The organism is Streptomyces sp. NBC_01092, from assembly GCF_045039535.1.
Taxonomy (GTDB): domain Bacteria; phylum Actinomycetota; class Actinomycetes; order Streptomycetales; family Streptomycetaceae; genus Streptomyces.
The window spans coordinates 8248457-8260516 of record NZ_CP108659.1 but is presented as its reverse complement, the minus strand read 5'-3'; the positions used below and the strand labels follow the sequence as shown (position 1 = coordinate 8260516).

Sequence of the window (12060 nt, the reverse complement as noted above, 5' to 3'; positions counted from 1 at the left end):
TGGAGCACCCTGCGCGGCTACGCCGATCCCAGCTGGGCCGATGCCACCACCCGGCCGGGCTGGATCCGGCTGCGCGGTCGGCACGGTCCCGAGTCGCGGTGGGCGCACAGTCTGCTCGCCCAGCGCAACACCGAGCATCGCGCGGAGGCGAAGGTCACCGTGGACGCGAGGCCCCGGTCCTTCACGCAGGCCGCCGGACTGGTCCTCTGGTACAACACGGAGGCCTATCTGAACCTGGACCTCACCTGGGCGGAGCCCGAGGGCGAGGGACAGTGCGGGCAGCAGTGGCGAGGGGCGGGCCGTACCGTGCTCGCTCTGGTGGAGCGTGAGGAGTCCGGCACCCGGCAGGTGGCCGTGGTGGAGGTGGACGCGGGCGTGCCGTTGACCTTGGGCGTGACCGTCGAGGACGGGTGGGCCCGGTTCTGGTATGTCCGCGGGGGTGTGCGCACGCCGGTCGGGCCGCCGCTGGACTTCACCCGGCTGTCCGACGACCACGGCTCCAAGTTGCGCTTCACCGGGGCGATGGCGGGCGTGCATGCCGTGGATCTCGTCGACTCGTCGTTCACGGCCGACTTCACGGGATTCCGCCTCACCTGCTGGTAGCCCAGGGCTTGTTCGAGGTTTCGAAAGTCGCGGCCCATGGACTCCTGCGATGTCCTGCCCCTTCCGGACTCAACGCGGCGAACCTAGGATAGGAAGCGCTTACTGTTTCCGCGCTGGTCGAAACTTTTCATGGCCCTCGGGCGGGCCGGAGAGGTGGTTCCCGATGGTCCGTACGGGCGGTGCGAGCGTGGCTGCCGGGCCTACCCTCGCGGTCGTGGCCCGCGAGGCCGGCGTGTCCGTACCGACCGCCTCCAAGGTGGTCAACGGCCGGGAGGACGTGGCCCCCGAGACCCGCCGCCGGGTCACCGAGGCGCTGGACCGGCTCGGCTATGTCCGAAGACCGCGCTTCGACGCGGCGAAGACGCCGGGCCTGGTCGACCTCGTCGTGCACTCACTGGACACCTCGTGGTCGGGCGCGGTGCTGCACGGGGTGGAGGCGGCGGCCCACGACGCCGGGCTGGAGGTGGTGGTCTCGGCCGGTCTGACCCGGACGCGGGGCGCGCGACCGGAGCGGGGCTGGCTGGACAAGCTGATCGCGCGCGGCTCCTCCGGAGTGCTGTTCAACCTGGCCGAGCTGACGGCATCGCAGTACGCGTGGCTGGAGCAGCACCGCATCCCGTTCGTGATGATCGACCCGGTGCTGGAACCGCCGCCGGGCGTGGTGTCGGTGGGCGCGGCGAACTGGCACGGCGGCGTGACGGCGACCGAGCATCTCCTGGCGCTCGGCCACGAACGCATTGCCGTCATCGCCGGTCATCAGCGCAAGATCTGCAGTGCCGCCCGGGTGGCCGGCTACCGCTCGGCGCTCGCCTCGGCCGGGGTGCGGCACCGTCCCGAGTACGTGCGGCACGCCGGCTTCGACGAGGGTGTCGCGCACCGCAGGACGCTGGAGCTCCTCGATCTGCCCGAGCCGCCGACGGCCGTCTTCGTCTGCTCGGACCGGATGGCCCTCGGGGTCTACGAAGCTTTGGCGGAACGGGAGTTGAGCGTGCCGCAGGACGTGAGCGTGGTCGGCTTCGACGATCTGCCGGAGGCCCGCTGGATCTCCCCGGCCCTCACCACGGTCCGCCAGCCGCTGTCGGAGATGGCGGCGACGGCGCTGCGGCTGCTGGTGCGGATGATGGACGGAGAGCAGCCGGAGAGCACACGGACGGAGCTGTCGACGCGGTTGGTGCAGCGGTCGAGCACGGCCGCCCCGCGTGACGCGACGCCCCGCTGAACCCCTCGCCCCACCCGCCTCGGCGGCCCCGCACCCGGTGCCGTGACGTTGGACCGACAGGGTGGTCGATGCGCCGCTCGGCACGTGTGCCCTGGTCGCGGCGATGATCGCTGCTAGCTTCGCGAGCTGTCGGAGGGGTCCCGGGTGCCGTGCGTCTGGCCGAGGCGGGGCCGTCCCTATGAACTGAGGCGAGGTTGACGGGTATGGGCGAAGAGCCGGACGAGTCCGCGGTTGCTCCGTTCAAGCGCAGGAAGTTCCTGGCGTCGGCCGCGTTGGCGGCCGGGGCGCCGACCGCGGTCGCGGGGCCCGCGCAGGCCACCGTGGAGCCGGCGGGCGCGGCTGCCGCCGAGGCCGGCCTCGCGGGCCTCGGCACGGCCGGACTCGGGTCCGTGGCGCAGCTGATGGCCGTCCCCGAGGACAGTCGCGGGGTCGCCTGGCTCAGGTCCGCCCTCCAGGTCGCCGTGGGGCTCGAACTCTCCACCATCCCGCCCTACTTGTGCGGCTGGTGGTCCGTCAAGGACCAGCGCAGTGAGGTCGCGCGGATGCTCCGGCGCATCGTCGGGGACGAGATGTACCACCTGGGCATCGTCTGCAACCTGCTCGTGGCCGTGGGCGGCAGGCCGCAGATCAAGGCCGCCGCGCCGGTCTACCCCGGCCCGCTGCCCGGCGGGGTGCGCGCCGGGGTGACCGTGTATCTGTCGGGCCTCACCAAGCCCTTCGTGCGCGACGTGATGATGGCGATCGAGGCCCCCGAGGTGTCGCTGGCCCGCAGCGTGGCGTCCCCCACCGTCGGGGAGTTCTACGACGGCCTGCTTGGCGCGTTCCGGGCCGTGCGCCCTGACCTGTCGACGCGGGAACAGGTGACCCAGCACATCGACTCCGACGAACTGCGCCCGGTGCGCAGCCTCGACGACGTGGAGCACGCCATCGAGGTCATCAGGGAGCAGGGCGAGGGCACCGACAGCTCCCCGACCGACTCCTTCTCGGACGACCGCCCCGCGCACTACTACGCCTTCGGGGAGATCTACCACGGCCGGGAGCTGCGCGAGACCGACGACGGCTGGCGGTTCGTCGGCCCGCCCGTGCCGTTCCCCGAGGTGCGCCCCATGGCCCCGGTCCCGGTGGGCGGCTGGCGCAACACGCCGGCCCATGTCGGGGGGCTGTTGTTCCGCTTCGACGCGATGTACAGCACGGTGCTGGACTCCCTCGACGCGGCCTGGGCGGGCGGCGGCCACCGCACCCTGGGCGCGGGCATCCGCACCATGCGCGGGCTGGAGAAGCCCGCCGTGGAACTGATGGAGACCGGCCTCCCCTCCGGCCGGGGTACCTACGGGCCCCAGTTCCGCGCGCTCCGCAGGCCCCGCCGCTGAGCGTCACTCCGTGACGGCGGGCTCTCAGGGCCGAACACCCGGGATCAGAAGGCGTCCCTGATCCCCGGATCCACGGCCCTGAGAGCCCGCACGACCGGCCTGACCCTCCGTCGGTGTCCGGCCCGGTTACCGCCGGGACCCCCCGGGGTTCGCCGCCCAGTCGATTCCGCCGAGGAGATGGGCGCGGAAGTCCGGATCCGCGTACGCCTCGGCGGCATGCCCGAGGGCCGTGTAGAAGACGCGTCCCGCGCCCTGCTCACGGCACCACGCCAGTGGATGGTCCTCGCCCATGCCGCCGCCCTCGTACGACGACTCGTCGGCGCGGAGCAACACCCGTACCGCGGCACGGGGGTTGGTGCGGAAGTCGTACCACTCGTCGACGAAGTCCCATACGGCGGGCAGGTGCCGGGTGGCCGGGTGCTCGCCGTCCTCGACGATCGCCCTGCCCGGCTGGTAGTCGGGGTGCCGGTCGAAGCGGGCGCCCAGCAGTTCGCCGTAGTACGGCCAGTCGTACTCGGTGCAGGCCGCCGCGTGCACCCCGACGAAGCCGCCGCCCTCCTCGACGTACCCGGCGAGGCGCGCGCGACCGGCGGGGGTGAGGACCTCGCCGCTGGTGGAGAGGAAGACGACGGCCGCGTAGGCGTCGAGGGGCGCTTCGAAGGCGCGTGGGTCCTCGGTGTGGTCCACCTCGAAGTCGCCGAGCGTGCGGACGGCCTCGACACCGGCCGGGATGGATTCGTGCCGGTAGGCGGTGGTGCGGGTGTGGACGAGGAGTCGTACGGACATGCGAACGAGCCTAGGCGGCGCGGGGGGCTGCGTCCCACTCCCGACGGTGATCGGAAAGTTTCGACCGCCCGCGGAAGCGATGTCCAACAGCCGGGGCTGTTGGGTCTGTTCACTCCTGGGCGTGACGGCACCCTCGCGACAATGCGTGCATGACCCATGACTGGCAGCAACAGATCCACGCGCTCCACGAGGAGTTGGTCCGCCGTGACGACCCCGCCGCCTGGGTGCGGGAGGCCGACGCGGTGGACGCCTCGGTGCGGTATCCGGGGTTCGCGCTGCGTGGGCCGGTGTTCGGGGTCGCGGTACGGGATCCGGCGGTGGGGCCCGGTTGGCGGGTGCTGAAGCCGGTCGTGAACGGGATGCCGCAGATGTGCCGGGACGCGCTGAACACCCACCTGTGGTTCCGCGCGAAGGACGACACCGACGATCCGGGCGTACGCCGTGAACTCCTTGCCGCCGTCGACGTGTTGAGCCGGGAGCCGGTGAACGAGGTCGAGGCGTGCGGGGTGCGGTACCGGATCGTGCGCGGGGACGAGTTCACCCGCTGCGACGACCACGGCCTGGAGCCACCCCGCCCCACCGACCCGGAGCCCGCGGAACGGACCTGGAACTTCCGGGACGACCACACCCCCTCCCCCGACCTGGACCTCGTCCTCGATGCGGACGCCACGGACGGCAGCCCGATGGCCGGTGCCTTGCGGGCGTGGCTGCGCGGGTTCGCCTACCGGGGCATGCGCTTCCCCGCCGCCGTGCGCGGCGATTCGGAGCGGGCGGTGCGCTCGCATCCTCAGGTCGTGCTGTTGCCGACGTGCTTCGGCGTGGTCGAGCGCGAGCACACCGGCTGGGAGCCGACCCTCGCGCTCCAGGCCACCCCGCACGACGCCCGGCGTGTGCTGCACGACGCGCTGGCCGAGATGTGGCCCATGCTGTTCCGGTTCGACGACGCGAAGAAGGCCGTGTACGCGAAGGCGGCCGAGGAGTTCCGGGCGCTGGAGCGCGCCGACGAGGTCGAGGTGGCGGGCCGGGTGTTCCGGCTCTGCCGGGTCGAACGCGTGCTGCGCATGGGCCCGGACGGCCCGGAGACCGCGCGCCCCTCGGACGTGGACGAGTACGGCCCGATGAAGATCCATCCGACGCTGCTGCCCGACGGCACCGTCGTTTTCGACGAGTGAGCGCCCCGCAGTGGCGCACAGGTGTTCCATTGCAGAGGCCGCTCTGCGTAGCCTCGGCTGCGATGAACGCCATTCCCGCGCTCCTGGATCACCTCGTCCTCGCCACCCCCGACCTGGCCGCCACGGTCGCCGACTTCACCCGGCGCACCGGTGTGGCCCCCGCCCCGGGCGGCGTGCACGTCGGGCTCGGCACCCGTAACTACCTGGTGTCCCTGGGCGGCGCCAGCTACCTGGAGATCATCGGTCCGGATCCCGAGCAGTCCGCGCCCGGCGAGCCGCGCCCCTTCGACGTCGACGGGCTCACCGTCCCGCGCACGGTCACCTGGGCGATCAGCCCGCCCGACCTGGACGCGGCCATCGCCGCCGCCCGCGCCCGGGGCTACGACCCCGGCCCGGCGCAGTCGATGAGCCGCCGCAAGCCCGACGGCACCCTGCTCGAATGGCGCCTCACCGACGGCGACGACGCCCACCCCTCCGGGCTCGTCCCGTTCCTGATCGACTGGAGCGCCACGGTCCACCCCACCGCCTCCGGGCTGCCCACCACCCCCCTGCTGTCCCTGACCGCGAGCGCCCCCGAGCCGGACGAGATCCGGCCCCTGCTGGCGGCACTGTGCACGGACCTCGACCTCACGACGGGCCTGGTGGGGATCTCCTTCACGGTGGACACGCCCCTGGGGGCGGTGACCTTCGAGTGAGGTGACCCGGCAGGGATGCGAGCGCGCAGGTGGTGTCCGATTCCTTCAAGACCGGCCGGCCGGCCCCTGCCTACGGTGGCCGCATGACTCCACGATTCGATGCCATCGGCCTCGTCGTCAGCGACATGGCCGCCTCCGTCGCCTTCTACCGTCGCCTGGGCTTCGCGTTCCCCGCCGGCGCCGAGAGCGAGCCGCACGCCGAGGCCGAACTGCCCGGCGGGCTACGTCTGTTGCTCGACACCGAGGAGACCGTGCGGTCCTTCCACCCGGGGTGGCGAGCGCCCACGGGCGGCAGCCGCGCCGGGCTGGCACTGCGGTGCTCGGATCCGGCCGAGGTGGACGCGGTGTACGAGGAAATGCTGGAAGCCGGCCACCATGGCGAACTCAAGCCGTGGGACGCCTTCTGGGGCCAGCGGTACGCCACCGTGCACGACCCGGACGGCAACGGCGTCGACCTGTTCGCTCCGCTGGTTGGGCCGTGAAGGCCGTCGTTCGTCTGCGGCGCCGTCGTGGCTGGTCGCGCAGTTCCCCGCGCCCCTGGACGGCGCTGCCGAACCGCCGTCGACTTCACCAGGTCCGCTCAGCCGACGCGCCTACCGAGTAGCTCCCCGAGCGGCAGACCTGCCAACTCCTTGACGTCCCGCGCCAGATGCGCCTGATCGGCGAACCCGGCCCGCACGGCCGTGTCCGCGAGGCTCACCCCGCCCCGCGCCAGCGCGAGCGCCCGCTGCAGCCGCAGAATCCGGGCCAGCGTCTTGGGACCGTAGCCGAAGGCGGTCAGGGAACGCCGATGCAACTGGCGGGCGCCGAGGCCGAGTTCGTCGGCGGTCGCGGCGACGGAACGGCCCGCGTCGAGGGCGGTCACGACGTGTCGCAGGAGCGCGTCAGGGGGCACGGCATCGGCGGCTCGCTCCAGCGCGACGTCCTCAAGGGCGGTCACCGGGTCGGCGGCCGCCTCGATACGACCGCACAGCCGCCGCACCTGCGAGGCCGACCACAGATCCGCGAGCTCGACGCGCCGGTCGCGCAGCTCGTGAGCCGGTACGCGCAGGACGGCAGGGGCGGTCCCGGGGAAGAAACGTACGCCCGCCCAGCTGCTCGACTCCCCCGCGGTGACGTACGCACGCGTGTCGGGCCCGGCGACGAGCAGCCGCCCGTCGTGCCAGAGCAGATCCATGCACCCGTCGGGCAGGACCCGCCCGGCACCATGCTCACCAGGGGTGTTCGTCCACACCACGGCACCAGGCAGCCTGGACGCCCGCTCCGCGTACATACAAGCGAGGCTACGACGAAACCCGCCCCCGATGCTCCTGCGGACTCACCCCGTAGACCCTCTTGAACGCACTGGACAGGGCGAACGCGCTCCCATAGCCGACGTGCCGAGCAATGGCATCCAACGTGTCGTCGGTGTCACGCAGCGCATCCGCCGCGAGCGCCATCCGCCACTCCGTGAGGTACGTCATCGGCGGCTCCCCGACCAGTTCGGTGAACCGACGGGCCAGCGCGGCCCGCGACACCCCGGCCTTGGCGGCGAGCGACGCCACGGTCCAGGGCAGGGCCGGGTCGTCCTGGACGAGCCGCAGCACACGGCCGACGACCGGGTCGGCCATCGCCTGGTACCAGGCCGGGGCCGCCGCTTCCGGCCGGGAGAACCAGGTCCTGAGCGCGGCGATGACCAGCAGGTCGAGCAGCCGGTCCAGGACGACCTCCTGACCGGGTTCGTCGCGGACGATCTCGTCCATGAGGTAGGAGGTGAGCGGGCAGTTCCACACATCGGCCGTGAGGGACAGCAGCGGCGGCAACGCCTTCAGCAGCCGCCCGCTGATCTCGCCCTCCCACAGATACGTGCCGATCAGCATCACGGCCGAGCCGTCGAGCCGGTCGCCCCAGGTGCGCACGCCGAGGTCCATGGAGCCGTTGAGGGAGCGCCCGTCGGGGTAGCGGCACTCGGCGCCCGGCAGGATCAGGGCCTGTGGCGCCGTGCCGGGGTCGTCGGCGCAGGTGTAGGGGTCCGGGCCGCGGGCGATGGCGAGGTCGCCGGGGCGCAGCCGGATCCTCCCCCAGCCTTCGGCCGGGGGGACCCCCATCTCGCTTCGCTCGCCCCGGTCCGGGAACACCCAGGCCTCACCGCGGACCATGAGCATGACGGTGAGCGGGGCCCGGTCCTCGATGCGGATGGACCACGGCGGCTCGAAACACGCACGGATCATGAAGGCGCCACGGGCACGTGGACCCTCCAGCAGTCCTGCAAGGGCGTCCATGTCGTCAGCGTAGACGCCCGCGCATGGGAGTGAGCCGTTCAGCGATGGGCTGCCCGGGCGCGCGGCCGTTGACTTGAGGCATGACGGAAAACGCAGCCGACAAGGCGAACACGCAAGCGATGACGGTAGTGGTGACCGGTGCCTCGGGTCGTGCCGGGAGCCGGGTGGCTCAGGCGGCGCGCGCCGCGGGGCTGACGGTGCGGGAGGCGTCCCGGGCCCGGGGTTTCGACTGGGAGGACCCGACGACCTGGGCGGAGACCCTGCGGGACGCGGACGCGGCGTATCTGATGTACCCCTCCGACATCGGCGCCCCGGCAGCGGCCGAGGGCATCGGCGCGCTCGCGCGGGAGGCGGTCGGGCTCGGGGTGCGGCGGCTGGTGCTGCTGTCGGCACGCGGCGAGGACCAGGCGCTGCCGGCCGAGGAGGCGCTGAAGTCGTCGGGCGCGCACTGGACGGTCGTACGGGCCGCGTGGTTCGCGCAGAACCTCAGCGAGGGGCCGCTGGTGGAGGGGATGGTCCACGGGGAGCTGGTCTTCCCGGCGGGCGAGGTGACGGAGCCGTTCATCGACGTGCGGGACATCGCGGACGTGGTGACTGCCGCGCTGACGTCCGGTGACGGCTATGCGGGGCGGACGCTGGAGCTGACCGGGCCGCGGCTGCTGTCGTGGCGGGAGGCGGTCGCGGAGATCTCCGCGGCGACGGGCAGCACGATCACGTACACGCCGGTCCCGACCCGTGCCTACGGCGAGGCGCTGGCCGGCTTCGGGGTCCCGCCGGAGGAGGTCGAGCTGCTGGTGGACGTCTTCGAGACCCTCATGGACGGCCGCAACGCCCATGTCACGGACGGTGTCCGCGAGGTGCTGGGCCGTGCGCCGCGCGACTTCACCGACTTCGCGCGGGAGGCCGCGGCGGCGGGGGCCTGGAAGGCCTGAGCGGGCACGCCGCCGTATGAGCCGCTAGGAATCCTCCGGCTTGTGCGGCGGGTGGTGCGGGTGGTGCGGGCTCTTCACATGGGTCCGCAGCCTCGACGTCAGGTCCTCCGGCGGCAGGAAGCGGGACCAGCGCTCGGGGAACTCCGACGGCATGTCCGGGTCGTCCGGATCGTCCGGGGCGGACTCGCGGCTCGCGGCGGCGCGGGCCACGTACTCGGCGACCTGGGCCTCACGCATCCGCTCGTTCGCGGCGCGGGCCGCGGCCGTCGCGGCGGCCGGCCAGACCCGGTCGATCGCGGCGTTGACCGCGGCTCCGACGAGGACGGCGAACGCGGACACGCCGATCCACAGCAGCACGGCGACGGCGGCGGCGAGCGAGCCGTAGATCGTCGCGCCCTCGATGGTGTTCGTCAGGTAGATCCGGAGCAGGAAGCTGCCCAGCACCCACATGCCGAGGGCGACCAGCGCGCCGGGCACGTCCTCGATCCAGGGTGAGCGGACCGGCACGGACACGTGGTACAGCGTCGTCAGGAACGCGATCGACAGGATGATCACGACCGGCCAGTACAGGACCTGCACCAGGGTCTCCGACCAGGGCACGATCCGTACCACCGCGTCCGGCCCCGCCACCATCAGCGGCAGCGCCACCGAGCCGATCAGCAGCGCCGCGATGAACAGCAGGAACGCCACCAGGCGCGTCCTGACGATGCCGCGGACGCCGTCGAGGCCGTACATCACGGTGATGGTGTCTATGAAGACGTTCACCGCCCGCGACCCCGACCACAGGGCGAACAGGAAGCCGACGGAGATCACGTCGGGGCGCCCGCCGTTCATCACGTCGTCCAGGATCGGCTGCGCGATCTGCCGCACGCCCTTGTCGGACAGGACGGTGCGCGACGCCTCCAGGAGGTTGCTCTCCAGGCTGTTGATGGTGTCAGTGCCGGTCCAGTCGTCGACGTAGCCGAGGAGGCCGATGAGACTGAGCAGGAGCGGCGGCACGGACAACAGCGTGAAGAACGCCGCCTCGGCCGCGAGACCGAGGATGCGGTACTCGATGCAGGAGTTGACGGTGTCCTTGAGCAACAGCCAGGCGGTCCTGCGCTTGGAGACGTTCCGGTAGAGGACACGCGCCCGGTGGAGACGACCGGAGGAGCGCTGGGGGGACGATTCACTTGCTGGCTGCACGACCTAAAGGTATCCGCCGTGCGGCGCGCCACTCATCGCGGCGCCGGATCCCCGGCCAAGGGATAGGTTCGCAGTCATGGCAGGCAGCACGCACTCGGTGACCAACCAGCCGCCGCCCCTGGTCGGCCACGACGTCTTCACCTCCGACCTCGCCCTGTCCGAGGCCGTCGAACGGCACGTCGTGCCCGAGCTCCTGGACGAGGTCCGCGGGGAACTGGCCTCCTTCGGACGGACCTGTGGGTCGGCGCAGGTGCAGGAGTGGGGGGTCCAGGCGAACGAGAACCCGCCACGGCTGCGGACGCACGACCGCTACGGCCACCGTGTCGACGAGGTCGACTTCCATCCGTCCTGGCACCGGCTGCTCGGCAAGGGTGTCTCTGTGGGGCTCACCTCGGCCTGGGGGCGGCCCGGCGGGCATGTGCGCCGTGCGGCGGCCTTCCTGCTCTGGACGCAGGTCGAGGCGGGCAACGGCTGCCCCCTGTCCATGACCCACGCGGCGATTCCCGCCCTGCGCACCGACCCCGGCCTGGCCGCCGAGTGGGAGCCGAGACTGACGTCGACGGTCTACGACCGTGATCTGCGCCCGGCCGGGCAGAAGGCCGGGGCCCTGTTCGGTATGGGCATGACGGAGAAGCAGGGCGGCAGCGACGTGCGCGCGGGCACGACGGCCGCCACCGCCCTCGCGGAGGCCGGGACGTACGCGCTGACCGGGCACAAGTGGTTCTGCTCGGCGCCCATGTCGGACGGGTTCCTGGTGCTCGCCCAGGCGCCGGAGGGTCTGACCTGCTTCCTCGTGCCGCGCGTGCTGGAGGACGGCAGCCGCAACGTGTTCCTGATCCAGCGGCTGAAGGACAAGCTGGGCAACCGGTCGAACGCGTCGGCCGAGGTCGAGTTCGACGGGACGTGGGCGCGCCGGGTCGGTGACGAGGGGCGCGGGGTGCGCACCATCATCGAGATGGTGGCGGCGACCCGGCTCGACTGCGTGCTCGGCTCGGCGGGGCTGATGCGGCAGGCCGTCGCGCAGGCGATCCATCACTGCACCCACCGCGCGGCGTTCGGCGCGAAGCTCGTCGACCAGCCGCTCATGCGCAACGTCCTGGCCGACCTGGCCGTCGAGTCCGAGGCGGCGACCACCCTCGCGCTGCGGCTCGCGGCGGCCTACGACGACGGCGGCGAACAGGAGCGGGCGCTATTGCGACTCGCGGTGCCGGCCGCCAAGTACTGGGTGACCAAGCGGTGTACGCCGGTCACGGTCGAGGCCGCCGAGTGCCTGGGCGGCAACGGGTACGTCGAGGAGTCCGGGATGCCGCGGCTGGTGCGCGAGTCGCCGCTGAACTCGATCTGGGAGGGCGCGGGCAACGTCCAGGCGCTGGACGTGCTGCGGGCGTTGCAGCGGGAGCCCGCGGCGCTCGACGCGTACCTGCGGGAGGTCGGCAAGGCACGCGGCGCCGATCATCGCCTGGACGGGGCGATCAAGGACCTGTTGACGGAACTGGCCGACCTGGAGGGCATCGAAGCACGAGCCCGGCGCCTGACGGAACGCCTCGCGCTGGTCCTGCAGGGTTCGCTGCTGGTCCGTTTCGCGCCACCGGAGGTCGCCGACGCGTTCTGCGCGTCCCGCTTGGGCAACGACTCAGGCGCGGCGTTCGGAACCCTGCCGCACACCATGAATCTGCCCTCGATCGTGACCCGGTCAAGGCCGCAGGCCTGACCGCCGGGCAAGGCCGCAGGCCTGCCCAGGGGCGCGGGGCTGTATCGATATGCGGCTCCGCCGCGATGGGGGTCCCCCCTGCTCGAGCGAAGCCGAGAGCTTGGGGGAGCGACCAGCCACAACGCG

Annotated in this window: 12 protein-coding genes; 8 read left to right on the top strand and 4 right to left on the bottom strand. The window is 72.3% G+C overall.

Translation table 11 applies throughout. The features are described from left to right. Positions 1–9 precede the first annotated feature (9 nt). The 3 genes from OG254_RS37445 (at position 10) to OG254_RS37435 (ending at position 3192) form a co-directional block, all read left to right on the top strand. Positions 10–603, top strand: coding sequence for a hypothetical protein (locus OG254_RS37445; RefSeq protein WP_405595412.1), 594 nt, complete (start codon positions 10–12; stop codon positions 601–603). A 163-nt stretch (positions 604–766) separates the two neighbouring features. Continuing rightward, entirely contained in the window at positions 767–1822 is a 1056-nt protein-coding gene (locus OG254_RS37440) for a LacI family DNA-binding transcriptional regulator (protein WP_405590930.1), read from the top strand. Positions 1823–2025: 203 nt separating this feature from the next. Then, a complete protein-coding gene (locus OG254_RS37435; RefSeq protein WP_405590928.1) occupies positions 2026–3192 on the top strand; it encodes a ferritin-like protein in 1167 nt (388 codons plus the stop codon). 126 nt (positions 3193–3318) lie between these two features. On the opposite strand, the gene OG254_RS37430 is transcribed toward OG254_RS37435, so the two are convergent. Continuing rightward, entirely contained in the window at positions 3319–3978 is a 660-nt protein-coding gene (locus OG254_RS37430) for a ThuA domain-containing protein (RefSeq protein WP_405590925.1), read from the bottom strand. 149 nt (positions 3979–4127) lie between these two features. Here OG254_RS37430 and OG254_RS37425 point away from each other — a divergent pair, with 149 nt between their 5' ends. The 3 genes from OG254_RS37425 to OG254_RS37415 all read left to right on the top strand — a co-directional run bounded on the left by OG254_RS37425 (position 4128) and on the right by OG254_RS37415 (position 6327). Next, the gene (locus OG254_RS37425; RefSeq protein WP_405590922.1) at positions 4128–5150 is read left to right on the top strand and encodes a DUF5954 family protein; all 1023 of its coding nucleotides are present in this window, start codon (positions 4128–4130) and stop codon (positions 5148–5150) included. A 62-nt stretch (positions 5151–5212) separates the two neighbouring features. Then, entirely contained in the window at positions 5213–5845 is a 633-nt protein-coding gene (locus OG254_RS37420) for a VOC family protein (RefSeq protein ID WP_405590920.1), read from the top strand. An 83-nt stretch (positions 5846–5928) separates the two neighbouring features. Then, entirely contained in the window at positions 5929–6327 is a 399-nt protein-coding gene (locus OG254_RS37415) for a VOC family protein (protein ID WP_405590917.1), read from the top strand. A 98-nt stretch (positions 6328–6425) separates the two neighbouring features. Here the strand turns inward: OG254_RS37415 and OG254_RS37410 are convergent, their stop codons facing one another. Both OG254_RS37410 and OG254_RS37405 read right to left on the bottom strand, forming a co-directional pair. Beyond that, positions 6426–7118 (bottom strand): helix-turn-helix domain-containing protein, encoded by a 693-nt coding sequence (locus OG254_RS37410; RefSeq protein ID WP_405590915.1) that lies wholly within the window; start codon positions 7116–7118, stop codon positions 6426–6428. A gap of 10 nt (positions 7119–7128) precedes the next feature. Further along, positions 7129–8106 (bottom strand): AraC family transcriptional regulator, encoded by a 978-nt coding sequence (locus OG254_RS37405; RefSeq protein WP_405590912.1) that lies wholly within the window; start codon positions 8104–8106, stop codon positions 7129–7131. A gap of 80 nt (positions 8107–8186) precedes the next feature. Here OG254_RS37405 and OG254_RS37400 point away from each other — a divergent pair, with 80 nt between their 5' ends. Then, complete coding sequence (locus OG254_RS37400) at positions 8187–9038, top strand: NmrA family transcriptional regulator (protein ID WP_405590909.1); 852 nt, start codon at positions 8187–8189, stop codon at positions 9036–9038. 24 nt (positions 9039–9062) lie between these two features. Here OG254_RS37400 and OG254_RS37395 read toward each other — a convergent pair whose 3' ends face one another. Continuing rightward, complete coding sequence (locus OG254_RS37395; RefSeq protein WP_351186147.1) at positions 9063–10223, bottom strand: YihY/virulence factor BrkB family protein; 1161 nt, start codon at positions 10221–10223, stop codon at positions 9063–9065. A gap of 76 nt (positions 10224–10299) precedes the next feature. Here OG254_RS37395 and OG254_RS37390 point away from each other — a divergent pair, with 76 nt between their 5' ends. After that, the gene (locus tag OG254_RS37390; protein WP_405590905.1) at positions 10300–11934 is read left to right on the top strand and encodes an acyl-CoA dehydrogenase family protein; all 1635 of its coding nucleotides are present in this window, start codon (positions 10300–10302) and stop codon (positions 11932–11934) included. Positions 11935–12060: the final 126 nt, after the last annotated feature.